General features: G+C 31.4%; 16 protein-coding genes. 13 read left to right on the top strand and 3 right to left on the bottom strand.

Annotation, left to right across the window (positions count from 1 at the left end):
• Positions 1-8: 8 nt before the first annotated feature.
• The 10 genes from RSF37_RS03785 (at position 9) to RSF37_RS03740 (ending at position 7,851) form a co-directional block, all read left to right on the top strand.
• Complete coding sequence (locus RSF37_RS03785; protein ID WP_332563057.1) at positions 9-794, top strand: TatD family hydrolase; 786 nt, start codon at positions 9-11, stop codon at positions 792-794.
• 254 nt (positions 795-1,048) lie between these two features.
• A complete protein-coding gene (locus RSF37_RS03780; protein WP_332563056.1) occupies positions 1,049-2,110 on the top strand; it encodes a 3D domain-containing protein in 1,062 nt (353 codons plus the stop codon).
• A 168-nt stretch (positions 2,111-2,278) separates the two neighbouring features.
• Positions 2,279-2,830 carry a ribonuclease M5 gene (rnmV, locus tag RSF37_RS03775; RefSeq protein WP_332563082.1) on the top strand — a complete coding sequence of 184 codons (552 nt, stop codon included), beginning with the start codon at positions 2,279-2,281 and terminating at the stop codon, positions 2,828-2,830.
• 1 nt (position 2,831) lies between these two features.
• Positions 2,832-3,674, top strand: coding sequence for a 16S rRNA (adenine(1518)-N(6)/adenine(1519)-N(6))-dimethyltransferase RsmA (rsmA, locus tag RSF37_RS03770; RefSeq protein ID WP_332563055.1), 843 nt, complete (start codon positions 2,832-2,834; stop codon positions 3,672-3,674).
• Positions 3,675-3,746: 72 nt separating this feature from the next.
• Positions 3,747-4,781 carry a hypothetical protein gene (locus RSF37_RS03765; RefSeq protein WP_332563054.1) on the top strand — a complete coding sequence of 345 codons (1,035 nt, stop codon included), beginning with the start codon at positions 3,747-3,749 and terminating at the stop codon, positions 4,779-4,781.
• Between the two features lie 116 nt (positions 4,782-4,897).
• Entirely contained in the window at positions 4,898-5,668 is a 771-nt protein-coding gene (locus RSF37_RS03760) for a prolipoprotein diacylglyceryl transferase (protein ID WP_332563053.1), read from the top strand.
• Entirely contained in the window at positions 5,655-6,497 is an 843-nt protein-coding gene (locus RSF37_RS03755; RefSeq protein WP_332563052.1) for a hypothetical protein, read from the top strand. The genes RSF37_RS03760 and RSF37_RS03755 overlap by 14 nt, the downstream gene beginning before the upstream one ends.
• A 17-nt stretch (positions 6,498-6,514) precedes the next feature.
• The gene (locus RSF37_RS03750) at positions 6,515-7,351 is read left to right on the top strand and encodes an Mrp/NBP35 family ATP-binding protein (RefSeq protein ID WP_332563051.1); all 837 of its coding nucleotides are present in this window, start codon (positions 6,515-6,517) and stop codon (positions 7,349-7,351) included.
• A 57-nt stretch (positions 7,352-7,408) separates the two neighbouring features.
• Complete coding sequence (locus RSF37_RS03745; protein WP_332563050.1) at positions 7,409-7,597, top strand: ferredoxin; 189 nt, start codon at positions 7,409-7,411, stop codon at positions 7,595-7,597.
• Between the two features lie 128 nt (positions 7,598-7,725).
• Positions 7,726-7,851 (top strand): hypothetical protein, encoded by a 126-nt coding sequence (locus RSF37_RS03740; RefSeq protein WP_332563049.1) that lies wholly within the window; start codon positions 7,726-7,728, stop codon positions 7,849-7,851.
• 88 nt (positions 7,852-7,939) lie between these two features.
• Here RSF37_RS03740 and RSF37_RS03735 read toward each other — a convergent pair whose 3' ends face one another.
• From RSF37_RS03735 to RSF37_RS03725, 3 genes are all read right to left on the bottom strand, one after another.
• A complete protein-coding gene (locus RSF37_RS03735; protein WP_332563048.1) occupies positions 7,940-8,392 on the bottom strand; it encodes a PadR family transcriptional regulator in 453 nt (150 codons plus the stop codon).
• A gap of 7 nt (positions 8,393-8,399) precedes the next feature.
• Entirely contained in the window at positions 8,400-9,245 is an 846-nt protein-coding gene (locus tag RSF37_RS03730) for a DegV family protein (RefSeq protein WP_332563047.1), read from the bottom strand.
• Between the two features lie 147 nt (positions 9,246-9,392).
• Positions 9,393-10,391, bottom strand: a complete 999-nt coding sequence (locus RSF37_RS03725) for a DUF3048 domain-containing protein (protein ID WP_332563046.1) — start codon at positions 10,389-10,391, stop codon at positions 9,393-9,395.
• Positions 10,392-10,636: 245 nt separating this feature from the next.
• On the opposite strand from RSF37_RS03725, the gene nrdD reads away from it, so the two are divergent.
• From nrdD to RSF37_RS03710, 3 genes are all read left to right on the top strand, one after another.
• Positions 10,637-12,754 (top strand): anaerobic ribonucleoside-triphosphate reductase, encoded by a 2,118-nt coding sequence (gene nrdD, locus RSF37_RS03720; protein WP_332563045.1) that lies wholly within the window; start codon positions 10,637-10,639, stop codon positions 12,752-12,754.
• Positions 12,755-13,075: 321 nt separating this feature from the next.
• Positions 13,076-14,239, top strand: coding sequence for a homocitrate synthase (nifV, locus tag RSF37_RS03715; protein ID WP_332563044.1), 1,164 nt, complete (start codon positions 13,076-13,078; stop codon positions 14,237-14,239).
• Between the two features lie 14 nt (positions 14,240-14,253).
• Positions 14,254-16,167: an aconitate hydratase gene (locus RSF37_RS03710; protein WP_332563043.1), complete on the top strand. Its 1,914-nt coding sequence runs from the start codon at positions 14,254-14,256 to the stop codon at positions 16,165-16,167.
• Positions 16,168-16,337: the final 170 nt, after the last annotated feature.

Below are 16,337 nucleotides of genomic sequence, written 5' to 3'. Positions count from 1 at the left end.
ATGAAGATATGGAACAAAAATATAAGATATTTGATACACATGCACACTATGATGCAGAGGAGTATGACTTAGATAGAGATGAAGTTATTAATGAATTAAAAGAGAATGGAGTTATAGGAATTTTAGACTGTGCATCATCTTATGAAAGCAATAAAAAAGTTGATGAAATTACAAAGAAATATGACTTTATATTTGGTGCACTTGGAATACATCCTGAAAATGCTGACGAAATGACAGAGGAGAGATTAGCTGAGATAAAAGAGATGATTAAAGCTAATGATAAAATAGTTGCTGTAGGGGAAACAGGATTAGATTATTACTGGGATGAGAATCCGGAAAAAGAAGTTCAAAAGGAGAATTTAAGAGCTCATATGAAAATGGCACAAGAACTTAACTTGCCAATAATAATTCATGATAGAGATGCTCATAAAGATACTCTTGATATACTAAAAGAATTCCCAGAAGTAAAGGGTATTGTACATTGCTTCTCAGGCAGTGTTGAATTCGCTAAAGAATGTATTAAACTTGGATACTATATTGGATTTACAGGAGTAATAACTTTTAAAAATTCTAAGAAAATAGTTGAGGTTGCAAAAGAGATACCATTAGATAGAATGCTTGTAGAAACTGATGCACCATATATGGCTCCAGTTCCAAACAGAGGTAAGAGAAATAGATCAGATTACATAAAGGATATTATAGAGAAAATCGCAGAGATTAAGAGCATAGATCCGAAAATTCTGAATATTCAACTAAATAACAACTTTATGGATTTGATTAAGAGGAATATTTAAAGTAAAATAGAATACAATTAAATGAATATTTAATAAAAACTGGAAATTTTAAACAAGAGACTATTCACTACAAAACCAATGGAATAAGGAGACTCCATAAAGAGCTGAAACTATAGTAAATATCCAAATTACTATATTATGCATATAACTGCATTTTACTATCAGTTCATATAAGCAAGAGGGCTTGAATTTGACAAAGTGTTAAAATGTAAGATATAATGCAAAAGACACTCTTGCCTAAAGGAGGTAAATCAATGGTAGAAAAATTTAAAACTTTTATTAAGAAAAGTTTTTCTAACGGTCCGAAGGCAAAAATAGTGATATTAGCCACGGCCTGTGTTGTGGCAGTTGCAGCAGTTACTGCTGTAACAATGAGAAAGACAGTAAATATAAGCATTGACGGAAAAGAAGAAACATTTATCACATATAAAGGGACTGTTAAAGATGTATTGCAAGAAAATGGTCTAGAGGTATCAGACCACGATAAGGTGCAACCATCCTTAGAATCCAAACTTAAAGAGGATGATCAAATCGAAGTTAGAAAAGCTGTACCTATCAACGTTAAGTTTGCAAAAAAAGATGTCAAAATCGTTTCAGCAGAGGAAACTGTTCAGGACGCACTAATAGCTGGGAGCGATCAGCTAAAAAAAGAGGGAGTAGAATATGTTAATGGTGTAGACGAAGTCGAGCCAGGACTAGATGCTCCTGTAGAGGAAAATATGAAAGTTGATGTCGTAAAGGTAGAAGTTAAGAGTGTAACAGAACACAAAAATATACCTTATGACACTGTAACTAAGAAAGATTCATCTTTAGAACAAGGTAAAAAGAGAGTTGAATCTGATGGTAAGCATGGAAAGCAAGAGGTTACTTACCAAGTAGTATATAAAGATGGTGAAGAAGCTGAAAAAAGAGAAGTAAGCAGCAAGACTATTGCAACACCAGTAAATGCAATTGTTGTACAAGGTACAAAAAATCCAGTACAATACATTCCAAACAGAGGTGGAGACTCAATTGCCTACAAGAAACACTTAGTTGTAGAATCAACAGCATATTCAGGACATAATAATACTGCAACTGGCGTTAAACCAGTGTACAACCCAGGTGGTATAAGTACAATCGCAGTTGACCCAAGAGTAATACCGCTAGGAAGTTTAGTATACGTAGAAGGTTACGGATACGCAAGAGCAGCGGATACAGGTGGGGCTATAAAAGGAAATATCATAGACGTTTTCTTTAATAGTGATTCACAGTGTACAACTTGGGGAAGAAAATATGGAGTAGATGTTTATGTAGTATCTTATCCGGGTGAATGGTAGAATATTAAGGAGATAGCATTTTAGTTATCTCCTATTTTTTTTTGCAAATAATATGGAAAAGTAGTGTGTTTATTTGACACATTCATTATATATAGGTAAATTATTTATATAGAAAGCGCTAAGGAAAGTTAATAGCGCTCTGAAAGGATGTACATCGTGGAGAAGAAGATTATAAAAGAAGTTATAGTTGTAGAAGGAAGAGACGACATAGATGCAGTAAAGAAAGCTGTAAATGCTGAACTTATTGCTACTGGAGGATTCGGAATAAACAAGAGAGTTATAGATAGAATAAAAGAAGCTCAAAGGAGAAAGGGTGTAATAGTATTTACTGACCCTGACTTTGCAGGTGAGAAGATAAGAAGCATTATTTCAAAGAGAGTTAAAGGAATAAAACATGCATACATAGCTCAAGAAGACGGACTTAAAGATGGAGATATTGGTGTTGAGAATGCTTGTCCTGAAGTTATTATAAAAGCACTAGAAGGGGCTAAGGTTACTGTAGAAGATAAGCAAGAAATATATAAGATGGAAGATATGTTCTACTTTAAGTTAACAGCAGATAGTAAAGCTAAAGATAGAAGAATGGCATTAGGAAAAGAACTTGGAATTGGATACGGAAATGCAAAGCAAATGGTAGCAAGATTAAATAATTATGGAATAGATAGAGACGAGTTTGCAAATGCTATACAAAAGGTAGAGAAAGAAATGGGAGATAATTAATATGGATATAAAAGATTACAAAACACAAGAACTTGTAAAAAAATATAATTTTAGATTTTCAAAAAGCTTAGGACAAAATTTTCTTATAGATGATTCTGTTCTTAATGATATAGTAAAAGGCGCTGACGTTAACGAAGAAGACTTTGTAATAGAAATAGGACCTGGAGTTGGAACATTAACAGCACACCTTTTAAATAACGCTAAGAAAGTTACATCAATTGAATTAGATAGTGACTTAATCCCTATATTACAAGAAGAACTTGGAGACAATGAAAAGTTCTCTCTTATACATAAGGATGCATTAAAAGTAGATTTTAATGAAGTTATAGGGGATGAAAAGAGCGTAAAGCTAGTTGCAAATCTTCCATACTACGTTACAACTCCTATAATAGTAAATCTTTTAAAGAAAGGATATAACTTTAAAAGTTTAACTATTATGATTCAAAAGGAAGTTGCAGAGAGAATTGATGCAGAGCCAAACTGTAAAGAATATGGAGCTCTTTCATTATTAGTTCAATATTACTGTAATACTGAAATAATAAGAAAAGTTGCACCAAGTTCATTTATGCCAAGACCAAAAGTTGAATCAATAGTAATAAGATTAGACAGATTAGAAGAACCAAGAGTTAAACCTATTGATGAAGCTTTAATGTTTGAAATAATAAGAAACTCATTTAACATGAGAAGAAAAACTTTATGGAACGGTGTAAAAAACATGGGAGTTAATAAAGATGACTTAAAGAAGGCATTTGAAGAAGCTGGAATAGACACTAAGAGAAGAGGGGAAACTCTGTCATTAGAAGAGTTTGCAGAACTTTCAAATAAAATTTATGCATATAAATAAATTTACATTATCATAATAGTAACCTTCACGCATATACTATATTGAATAAATATATGTGGAGGTAACAGAGGCTTGGCACATAATAAATTATACAGAAATTTTATAATATTGCAGGAAGATGAGAGAAGTAAGTCTTCCTCAAATGAAAAAGCCCTATCAGGATATGCCAAAATAGAAGCAAAGGGAGATAATTGCAAAATCACTTTTTATGCTCAAAACTTAAAAAAGGATGAGGATTACTCCGTAGTACTTATTTGCTATAAAAAAGACATGAAACAAATAATTGATATGGGAAAGCTTAACGTTAATGAAGTTGGTAAGGGAGAGGCTACTAAAGAGTATTATTGTGATAACATAGCAGGACTAGATATGTCATATGACAAAATATCTGGTGCTGGGGTTTGCAAAAATATGAGTAATAATCCTGTATACCTAATGTACGGATTCATGAATGGAGAAAAGCTAGAAGAGGGCTGGAAAAAAGCTAAAGTTACAAAGTGTGATGAAGGTAAGGCGAAATCAAAGCCTAAAACTTACGTTAAAAAAGATAATGATAAGAAACATGAAAGTAATAAAGACAAAGACAAAGACAAAGAATGTAGAGAAGAGAATACAGATAAGTTCGACGAATATGAGAAAACTATAGCAGCTAAAATTGAAGAAGAAAAGATAGATCCATATGACTTTAGATTAAAAGGTGGTATTGGAGATTTCTTTGAAGGTTTAGTTGAAGGTTTTGAAGAAGTTAAAGGTAAATTCAAGGATCTTAAATATAGTAAATGGTTTAAAATCCCTATAAAAGATATTGAAGATATGTGTGATTCAAGTAATAATGACAAATATTCAATTATCTATTATCCTATGCTAAATTATTATCCATACATTAAGAAGCATGGGCATTTTATGATGGGATATAAATGTGACTCAAAAGGAGAGCTTAAGTACTTAGTTTATGCTATACCAGGTGGAAAAGATAAAGATGAGCAACCTTATGGTGGTAAATCAGGATTTGTTACATGGTGTAAAGGCAAAGATGATGATGAAGTAGGATATTGGTTAATGTTCTATGATTATAAAAACTCAACTATTGTAGTACCATCAAAGTAAGAAAATCGTAATATAACAATAGTTTGCAAGTGGTAAATTAAAGTATTATAATTTAAATATAATTAGGAGAAGCTTTATGCTTCTCCTAATTACTTATATGAGTTTTTGGAGGATGTATGAGATTAATATTATTTCAAATTGGAAATTTTAAAGTTTATAGTTATGGGTTTATGATAGCTATAGGAATTGTTTTAGCTTCAGCTTTGTTTATTAAAAGAGCAAAGAGAGAGGGATATGACGAGGATAAATTATTAAATTTAATAATTATAACTGTTATATCAGGAGCACTTGGAGGAAAGTTATTATTTATAATAACAGAATATAAGGCGATACTTAACAATCCAGAAATATTGTTAAACTTCGGTAATGGATTTGTAATTTATGGAGCCATAATACTTGGAGCGCTTGGTTTATACTTATATTCTAAAAGATGCGGATTTAATACATTACAGTTAGCAGACCTAGCTGTTCCATCACTTGCATTAGCGCAAGGTTTTGGAAGAATAGGATGCTTTTTAGCTGGATGCTGTTATGGAAGAGAAACTTCACTTCCTATAGGAGTTGTTTTTCCTGTAGATTCATTAGCAGAAAGCGGTGTACCTTTAATTCCAACACAACTATTTAGCTCTGTCTTTGACTTTGCACTAGCAGCATTTTTATTATGGTACAGTGGAAAGAAAAGAAAAGAAGGTAGAGTTTTAGCTTCTTATATAATCATATACAGTATAGGAAGATTCTTTGTTGAGTTCTTAAGAAATGATCCAAGAGGAAACGTTTGGATTCTATCAACATCACAATTCATAGCTATTTTCACATTAATATTTGGAATTGTAATATACAATTTAGATAAAATAAAAAGGAGAGATAAGCAAAATGAGGAAAAGTAGAGTCACTAGATTACTAATGGTGTGCGTTATGCTTATACTTGGAGTAACCATGGTTGGGTGTTCACCGATACAAGATGCAATGGTTAAGCTTGGTTTTAGAAATAATGACTTTGACTATATGAAATCAAATAAGGTCGATGAAATTGTAATCGAAAGTACAAGGGATACTGGATTTAGATTTAAGGTTACAGACCCAAAGGCAATAGAAGAAATATATAACATTTTATCAGACGGTAGTCCAGAAAAAGAAAAAAGTTCATTAGATCCAGATTACATATTTGAAATTCACATGGGAGATCAAGTGAAGAAGTATGATTATGTAGTTGGAGTAGATGAAAGTGGAAGAGGTAACTTCTACAATGAAAGTAATGCTTATCAAGTTCCTAAAAATTTAGACCAAACAATAATAAATAACCTATCATTTATTAGAAGACCTAGAGATTTTACTTCTATATATTATGATACAATAATGAAGGTAATAGAACAAAACAAGGATTTATTAGGTGATGGAAAACATAAAGTTGGAATTGATATACTTGGGGATTTAGATTGTGTAAAATATCTGTTCTCAGTAGATTTACAGGCATTCCAAGATAAGCTTCAAAAGACTATTCCAGGAGCTGAAATAGTTAAAAACAATGAAGACAAATTCAATGTAATTGTAAAAGTTCAAAATAAGGGTTATAACAGTGATACATTTAGAACGCTTATTACTATAGATAATAAGGTTGATAATGTTTATGAAAAATACTATGTTGTAGGACATTATGAATTTAAGAATTGGGAAATTTCTGTGGGTAAGGATGGGAATAAACCTGAAAAATGGTAACATAGGAGGATTTTAATATGAGTGATTGTTCAAACTGTGCAAGTAAAGATTCTTGTGCATCAAAGGGTATTACATCATGCCCGTCAAAGAAGATGCCTAAATACGGCAATATAAAAAATGTAATTGGAGTTATAAGCGGTAAAGGTGGAGTAGGTAAATCTACAGTTACAGGAATAATGGCTACAATGCTTAGAAAAAAGGGATATAAAGTAGGAGTTCTTGATGCAGATATAACAGGACCATCAATGCCAAGATTTTTTGGTATAAATAATCAAAGAGCGCAAATAATATCAGTAGATGAGCAAAACGTAAAGTTCATCCCAGCTACAACTAAAAGTGGTATAAAAGTTATATCAATGAATCTTTTGACTGAAGTTGAAGATGATCCAGTTATATGGAGAGGTCCTGTAATAACAGGAGTACTTAGTCAAATGTATTTTGATACTGCATGGGAAGAGTTAGACTATTTATTAATAGATATGCCTCCAGGTACAGGAGATATAGCTCTTACAGTAATGAATGAGTTCAACATTAAAGAATTAATAATTGTGTCTACTCCTCAAGACATGGTTTCAATGATTGTTAAAAAGGTTGTTAAAATGGCAGAGAAAGTTGGAGTACCAGTAAGAGGTGTTGTAGAAAACATGTCTTACATTAATTGTGACGGATGCCAAAAGAAAATAAGAGTATTTAGCAAGAAATCAGCAGAGGAACATGCAGAGTATCTTGGATTGCCACTAATAGGAGAACTTCCAATTAATTTAGAGCTTACTGAAGCACTAGAAAAAGGAATGGCTGAGGAGTATGTATTAGATGATCCTCTATATTCATTAATTTTTGAAGGATTATACTAAGAGATACTTACTACATACGTAAATTTAAATTAACAGAATCGAGAGGAGTAAGTTTAAATGAAAGCACATGTAGATAAGGATACTTGTATAGGTTGTGGATTATGTCCATCAGTAGCACCTGAGGTGTTTGATATGGATGATGACGGTAAGGCAAAGGAAATAGTTGATGAAGTGCCAGAAAGCAGCAGAGGCGCTGCTAAGGAAGCAGAAGAAAGCTGTCCTGTTACTGCTATAGAAATTAAATAGCAAAATAACAAAAAAAGATAGTAAGCTTAATTTAAGCTTACTATCTTTTTTATGTGCTTATATTTTAATATATGTTATTTAAAAATGGGCTAATATAGTTTGATAAACTAACATGTGAGGATTTAATATTGTATGATGAAATGTCAACTGAGTCACCAATTGAGGCTGTGCCAATTAGAAAAACTGGAACAGCAGCAATTGATGAATTATCAAATTCTACAAAAGCTTCTAAGTTATTAATATCAATTACATGACCACGCATAAAATCACTCCTTTATGAATATTAGTTTTATCAAATTAGAGGATATATATGCAAAAAAAAGCACTGAAAAATCAGTGCTTTTAATAAAGATCTTTATAAATAATCTTGAAAACCTCTAATGCTTCCTCGATTTTAGGCTTAAGTAAAAACTTTTTCTTTAAATATTCTTGCTTTCCAGAAGGAGTAAGAGAATATATTTTTCTGAATTTCTTTTTTGGGTCATCCCATGTCCCAACTACTAAACCTTGTTTCTCTAATGTTTTTAGAAGAGGGTATATACCACCAGTACTAGGAATCCATTTACCTTTTGTTCGAGTTCCTATTTCGTGAGATATATAATTACCTGTAGTAGGACCTAAATTTAATATATGAAGAACATAAATAGGAAGCAGACCTTTAGTGAAAACTTGACCTACAGCATCGCGTTCCTTTTGCACCTTCTTAAGTTCAGTTACTTTCTTTTTATACTCTTCATAAAGTCGTTTCTCTTCAGCTTTTATATTTTTAAAGTCAGAAAAGTTTGCTTCATCCATAAGTAAATTACACCTCTTGAACTACAACTCCTAATAAACCAGGACCTGCATGAACTCCAAGTGCTGGACCTATTTCAGCTGTAGAAATTGATTCAATATTAGGAAGCTCATTAACAGCATTAAATAATATATCAGCTTCTTCTTTAGAAGAACCGCCATTTAGTATCCAAATATTACATTTAGATTTTTCTAAGTGTTCTTTAGCTATTTTAGTAAGTTTATTGATTGATTGTTTTCTTCCACGTACTTTAGCGTAAGTGTAGTAAATTCCATCTTCATCAACAGATATTATAGGTTTTAAATTTAAAATTTCTCCTATAGTTCCTGCAACTCTTCCTATTCTTCCACCTTTTTTTAAGTATTCTAATGTGTTTATTGTGAAATAGCCGTGAGTTTTTGCACGTAATTTAGGTAGTGTTTCAACGATTTCATCAAAACTTTTACCTTCTTTAATCATTTCAGCAACATTTAAAACTAAAACGCCTTCACCCATACTAAGTATTTTAGTATCGTAAACGAATGATTTTAAGTTTGGATGATCTTCTAGTGCTAATCTTATAGCGTTAGCTGTTCCAGAAAGTCCGCTTGAAATTGTTATTACAACTAAATGTGTATAACCATCACTTTCTAATTGATTTAAAATCTCTTCGATTCTAGCTGTGCTAGGTAATGATGTCTTTGGGATTTCTCTTTCTAATGAAGAGTACACTTCATTAGGGGATATTTCTAGTATATCCTCGAACTCACCATCTGAATATATTATCTTTAATGGTGCAAGATGTATATTATTTTCTCTTAATTCTTCTAATGTTAAATCTGATCCACTGTCAGTTAAAATAGCAATTTTCTCCATATACTATTCCTCCTAAATTTATGTTTAATGATACAAACTATATCATTAATGATAATATAAACTATATCACTACTGATAATGTTATGCAATAAAAAAGGCAATAAATTTATTCAATAAATTGCCTTTTCTTGAATTTAATTGATTTTTTTAAAAATCTATTTTAGAATCTGAATCAACTATATTCCAAATTGTATTACCAGGAGATAAAAATACTTCCTTGTTTTCTGAATCATAAAGCTTAGTTTGTGCAAATTCAGAGTCTTTACTCCATTTTATATCAATAACTTTTCCTTTAGAAAAAAGATAACCTTCACCATCTTTTACTAAATCAATATTTAAATGAGAATTATCTGTCTGAAGTGTAATATCAGTCTTTTGAACTATTATATTAGTAAATGTTAGTTCGGAATTTGTTGATGCATCTTTTGAAACTTTACCATCCATATATTTAGTGTACACACCATCTTTATATTTATAGGATGTTTCGTATACTTTGTTTGGAATTAAGTTAATATTTTCAGCACTTTTGAAATTTTCGTTATTAAAGTAATTATTGTCAAAGTTTAATGCAGTTTTAGCTGAAACATTATATTTTTTATCTTCCATAGCTTTTATTATTTTATCTGATGAAGTATATAAATTATGAGGAGCTTTTCTAGTTGTATCTCTAAAGTAGTATTTTCCGTTAGACATTTCGTTTAAGCTCATTAGTGAAGTATCTTTACTAACTTCATCTAACGCCTCCTTAGAACCGCCACAATGAGCTATAGGGAGTGCATACTCTTTTGATATTGTTAAGAAGTAAGGTCTTATACTTCTAACTGGTCCTATTTTTTCAGAAGATTTACTATGGAATACTGCGATGAATCTTGGAATACCACCTTCTGCTGAAGTTTCATAAACTATATCTGCAGATGAAAGACCGCTTTGAGGTCTTGCTTGTTTAGAATTTTCAACAACTGCCATAAATGGTGTTTTATTTGATGGATCTTCTTTGCTTTCAATACCCGTAAAAGGATAATTATATGTTTTAGTAGTTTCAACATTATCATTTGAAGAAGGAAGACTGGTTTCGTCCTTACAAGAAATGAAAAAAGAGGAAACTATAAAAATTGAAAGTAAGGATAATAATATTTTTTTTCGCATAATTTCACCTCATTTTAATTAATTCTTATTTATGTATATTAAAAGTAGGTGTGAAATCATACCGTAAAATAAAATAAATTTACATAGTAAAAGTACAAGAAAAACCAAAAAAGAGAGATAACTAGACATAAAGAGAAGTATATCAAATTATTAAATTTAGATTGTAATTGCACTACAATATCTTTTGAAGTATAATAATACGGTACGAAAACGGTACTATATATTGTGTAACGGGGGTAGTTTAAATGCTATATGTTGTGAAAAGGGACGGTAGAGAAGTAGAGTTCAATGCTGATAAGATAGGAAGCGCCATAAAGAGCGCAGCTGAAGAAATAGGTGTAAGTTTAAAAACTAGCGAGGTTTTAGATATCGTTCAAAAGGTAATTAAATATATAGAAATTTCTGGTGAAAACAGAATATCTGTTGAACAGGTTCAAAACTTAGTTGAAAAAGCTTTAAAGGATTCAAAGCTTGATAATGTAGTTGTAGCTTATCAAAATTACAGAAAAGAAAGAACTAAGGTTAGAGAAATAAAATCAGACCTTATGAGAGCTATAAGTAAAATTGGAGTTGAAACTGATAGAGATAATGCAAATGTAGGTAACAATTTCAGTTCAAAGTTATTAAGAATAGCTTCAGAATCAAACAAATGGCATAATTTAGCATCAATGCCAAAGCATTTATCAAAAGCTCATGAAATAGGCGATGTTTATTATCATGATTTAGATAGTTATAATTTAACAACTAACTGTCTTCATATCCCAACTAAAGAAATTTTAGAAAATGGATTTAACACAGGATACGGAACAATTAATGCACCAAAAAGAATAGAAACAGCAGCAGAGTTATCATGCATCTTACTACAATCAACTCAAAATGATATGTTTGGTGGTCAAAGTCATCCAGATTTTGATAATGACATGGGAGTGTTTGTTGAGCCAACAAGACAAGAAATCATTAAAGAGTTAATAAAACTTGAAGTACCGTCAGAAAAAGTCGAAAAGATAGCGGAAGAAAGATTAAGAGAAAGAGTTCATCAAGCAATGCAAGGAGTTGTTTACAACTTAAATACAATGCATTCAAGAGCAGGATCACAAGTTCCATTTAGTTCAATGAACCTTGGAATACCATATACAGATGATGCAGCTTTAGTTTGTGAAATCTTCTTATTAGAATATGAAAAAGGATTAGGTAGAGGTGAACAGCCTATATTCCCTAACATAATATTCAGAGTAAAAGAGGGAGTAAATAGAGAAGAAAATGATCCATACTTCTACTTATACGAATTAGCTTGTAGAGTTGCAGCTAAGAGAATGAATCCTACATTTATGAATATAGATGCAGACTTTAATAAAGAGTATTATGATAAAGGATATATGCCTGCAACAATGGGATGCAGAACATACCTTATGAAAAATGTTAACGGAGAGCCAGGTTGTAAAGGAAGAGGAAACATAGCTCCAACTACTTTAAACTTACCTAGAATAGGTATTCAAGCTCAAGGTAGCATTGAAAGATTTTTTGAAATATTAGATGCAAGAATGCTTTTAGCAAAAGAATCATTAATGCATAGATATGGTGTATTAAAACATTTAAGAGTTAAAGACTTACCATTCGTAGCAGGTCAAGGACTTATGAAAGGTGCAGAAGGACTTAGCCCTGATGATTCAATTGAACCAATATTAAAGCAAGGTACTTGGGGAATTGGATTTATAGGACTTGCAGAAACACTTACAGCATTAATCGGAAAGCACCATGGTGAAGATGAGGAAGCTAGAGAATTAGGTGTTAAAATAATTGAACACTTAAGAGCTTACTGTGATAGATTAACTGAAGAAACAATGCTTAACTGGAGTGCCTATGCAACACCAGCAGAAGGATTATCAGGTAAATTTATAAAGCAGGACCAAAAGACATTTGGTTTAATTGCTGGAGTAACTGATAAAGAATATTATACTAACAGTTACCATGTTCCAGTTGGATGTGCTATTTCAATTAAAGATAAAATTGATATTGAAGCACCATACCACAAATTATGTAACGGTGGACACATTAGTTACTTAGAGGTTGATGATACACCATCAGGTCAAGATATTATGGATATATTAAACTATGCTTACAAAAATACTAATATAAGCTACTTAGGTGTTAATTTCCATATAAGATATTGCAGAAATTGTGGAACTTCATTAAATAACCATGAAAGTAAGTGTCCAAAATGTGAAAGCACTGATATACAAGGTATATCAAGAGTAACAGGATACCTTTCATTAGATGAAAGATTTGGTCCAGGAAAGTATCAAGAAAGACAAGATAGAGTTACTCATACAGGAACAAACACAAATCATTATCAAGAATGTTAATATAAATATTTATTTAAGAGACTATACTTAAAAAGTAGTATCTTATCGTCAATATTATTAAGTTAAGATGTCTTTTATATGAAACTTTCCAAGAAAATGAAAATTTTCTTGGAAAGTTTTTTTGTTGTGTTTAATAATATACTGCAATATATTATTAAAAACTTGCAATTTAATGTCGCAATAAATTAAAAATACGCTATATATAATTAATAAATGAATGAACACACAATAGTTCTTGCAAGAAATATTGAACTTTTAATTTCTATATGGTAAAATTAAACATATTGGGGAAATAAAGAAAATTTAGAAGGGGGCATTAAAATGACTGTAAAAAAGCTAGATAATGGTAAGCAAATTTATGTAGTTGATACAACTTTAAGAGATGGAGAGCAGACCGCAGGAGTTGTTTTTGCAAATGCAGAAAAGGTTGCAATAGCAGAAATATTAAGTGATATGGGAGTTGATCAATTAGAAGTTGGAATTCCAACAATGGGTGGAGATGAAAAAGAAGCAATAAAACGTATAGTAAATAGAAATTTAAAAAGTAGCATAATGGCGTGGAATAGAGCTGTTATATCAGATATTGAACAATCTATAGATTGTGGAGTGGATGCTGTAGCTATTTCAGTATCAGTATCAGATATTCATATTAAGTATAAGCTAAAGACTTCTAGAGAATGGGTTTTAGATAGTATGGTTAAGGCTGTTTTATATGCTAAGAAGAATGGACTTTATGTATCAGTAAATGGGGAAGATGCATCAAGGGCTGATAGAGAATTTCTAGTGGAATTTATACAAGCTGCAAAGGATGCTGGTGCAGATAGATTTAGATATTGTGATACTGTTGGGGTAATGGATCCATTTAAAATATATACTGATATTAAGTATCTTCATGAAAAAACAGGATTTGATATAGAAATGCATACTCATAATGATTTTGGGATGGCAACAGCTAATGCTATTTCAGGAATTAAAGCAGGGGCAAACTACGTTGGAGTTACTGTAAATGGGCTTGGTGAGAGAGCTGGAAATGCCGCACTTGAAGAAGTTATTATGGCATTTAAATATGTATTTAAATATGAAGTTGATATAGATACAACTAAGTTTAAGGAAGCATCGGAATACGTAGCTAGAGCATCAGGAAGAACTTTACCTGCGTGGAAAGCTATAGTTGGAGAGAATATGTTTGCTCATGAATCTGGTATACATGCAGATGGTGCTATAAAGAACCCAAAAAATTATGAAGCTTTTGACCCAGCAGTTGTTGGACTTGAAAGGCAAATAATAATAGGGAAACATTCAGGTAGAGCTGGAATAGTTAATAAGTTTAAAGAATATGGAATTACATTAACTGATAGTGAGGCTAATAGAATATTAGAAATAGTAAGGGCAACTTCAGTGAGACTTAAGAGAAGCTTATTTGATAAAGAGGTAGTTAGAATATATAAAGAGTATGAACGTTTAGTAAGTGAAAAAGTTAATTAAGGGGAATGAGAACTATGGGAGATAATATAGTAAATAAAATTTTGAAAAATCACTTGGTAGAGGGAGAATTTAAAACTTCAATGCCAATATCAATTAAAATAGATCAAACTTTAACTCAAGATTCAACAGGAACGATGGCATATCTTCAGCTTGAGGCTATGGAAATAGAAAAGGTAAAGACAAGAAGGTCAATTGCGTTTGTAGATCATAATATGCTACAACAAGGATTTGAAAATGCAGATGATCATAAGTTTATTCAAACTGTTGCATCAAAGCATGGTATATATTTTTCAAAGCCAGGTAACGGAATATGTCATCAAGTTTTCTTAGAAAGATTCTCAAAACCTGGAGAAACTTTAATTGGGTCTGATAGTCACACACCAACGGCCGGTGGTGTCTGTATGCTTGCAATGGGAGCGGGGGGATTAGATGTTGCCCTTGCAATGGGAGGAGTAGCTTATAATATAAATACTCCAAAGGTTTGTAAAATTAATTTAATTAATAATCTTAAAAAGATGGTTGCAGCTAAAGATATTATATTAGAAGTTTTAAGAATATTTTCTGTTAAAGGCGGAGTTTCAAAGGTATTTGAGTATGGTGGTGATGGTATACTTGGACTTTCAGTACCAGAGAGAGCTACTATAACTAATATGGGAGCAGAACTTGGTGCTACAACATCTATATTCCCAAGTGATGAAAGAACTTTAGAGTTCTTTAAAGCACAAGGAAGAGAAGAGGAATGGGTAGAATTAAAGGCTGATGAAGATGCAGTATATGATGAAGAAATAACAATAGATTTATCTAAACTTAAACCTTTAGCTGCAAAGCCTCACTCACCAGACAATGTAGATGAAGTAGAGAATATAGGTAAAATAAAAGTAGATCAAGTAGCAATAGGAAGTTGTACTAATTCATCTTATGCAGATTTGATGAAAGTTTCAAAAATATTAAAAGGTAATAAAGTTCATGATGATGTAAGTTTAGTAATAGCCCCAGGTTCAAGACAAGTTATGCAAATGATAGCTAGAAATGGTGCTTTATATGACATTATAAGTTCAGGAGCTAGAATACTTGAAAATTCATGTGGACCTTGTATTGGAATGGGTCAAGCACCAGGGACAGGAGGAGTATCACTTAGAACATTTAATAGAAACTTTTATGGAAGAAGTGGAACATTATCAGCAAAAATTTATTTAGTAAGTCCAGAGACAGCAGCAGTATCAGCAATAAAAGGTGTGCTTACAGATCCAAGAGAATTTGATGTTGATTTAAATTTCGAAATGCCAAAAGAATTTATAATTGATGATTCTATGATAATTAGTCCAGCTAAAGATAATGAGAAGGTAGAAGTTAAGAGAGGACCAAATATAAAGCCATTTCCTATAAATAATCCATTGGGAGATGATATATGTGCTAAGGTACTTATAAAGGTTAGTGATAATATTACAACTGACCATATAATGCCGTCAAATTCTAAGCTTTTACCATTTAGATCAAATATTCCATATCTTTCAGAATTTTGTTTTAATACAATAGATAGAGATTTTCCAAAAAGAGCAAAAGAGAATGGTTTTGGAATAATTGTGGCTGGGGAAAATTACGGGCAAGGCTCAAGTAGAGAACATGCAGCATTAGCACCACTTTATTTAGGAATTAAGGCAGTAATATCAAAGTCATTTGCAAGAATCCATAAAGCGAATCTTATTAATAATGGAATAGTACCGTTAGAGTTTAATGATGAGAATGATTATGAAAATATAGATTTAATGGATGAGCTACTTTGTAATAATATAAATGAAGCTTTAGATAAAGGGGAAGTCACAATAACTAATAAAACTAAAGGACAACAATTTAAAGTAGTAGCTGACCTTACGGAGAAAGAGAGAGAAGTAGTTAAATCTGGCGGAAGACTTAATTATTTAAAATAATAAAATGCCTGTATATCTAATTTGGGATATACAGGCATTTTTGGTGTTAATATGTTTATATAATAAGCAAAAAGTATAAATAATATAATAAATTATAATGATAATAAAGGGTTATTATGGTTTATAATAATTAAATAGAAACTATATGATAAATTTATTAAAAAAATTAA

This window comes from Clostridium sp. (genome assembly GCF_036643715.1).
In the GTDB taxonomy this organism is placed as follows: Bacteria; Bacillota; Clostridia; order Clostridiales; family Clostridiaceae; genus Clostridium.
The sequence above is the reverse complement of the archived record's forward strand: the minus strand, read 5'-3'. Positions and strand labels throughout refer to the sequence as shown.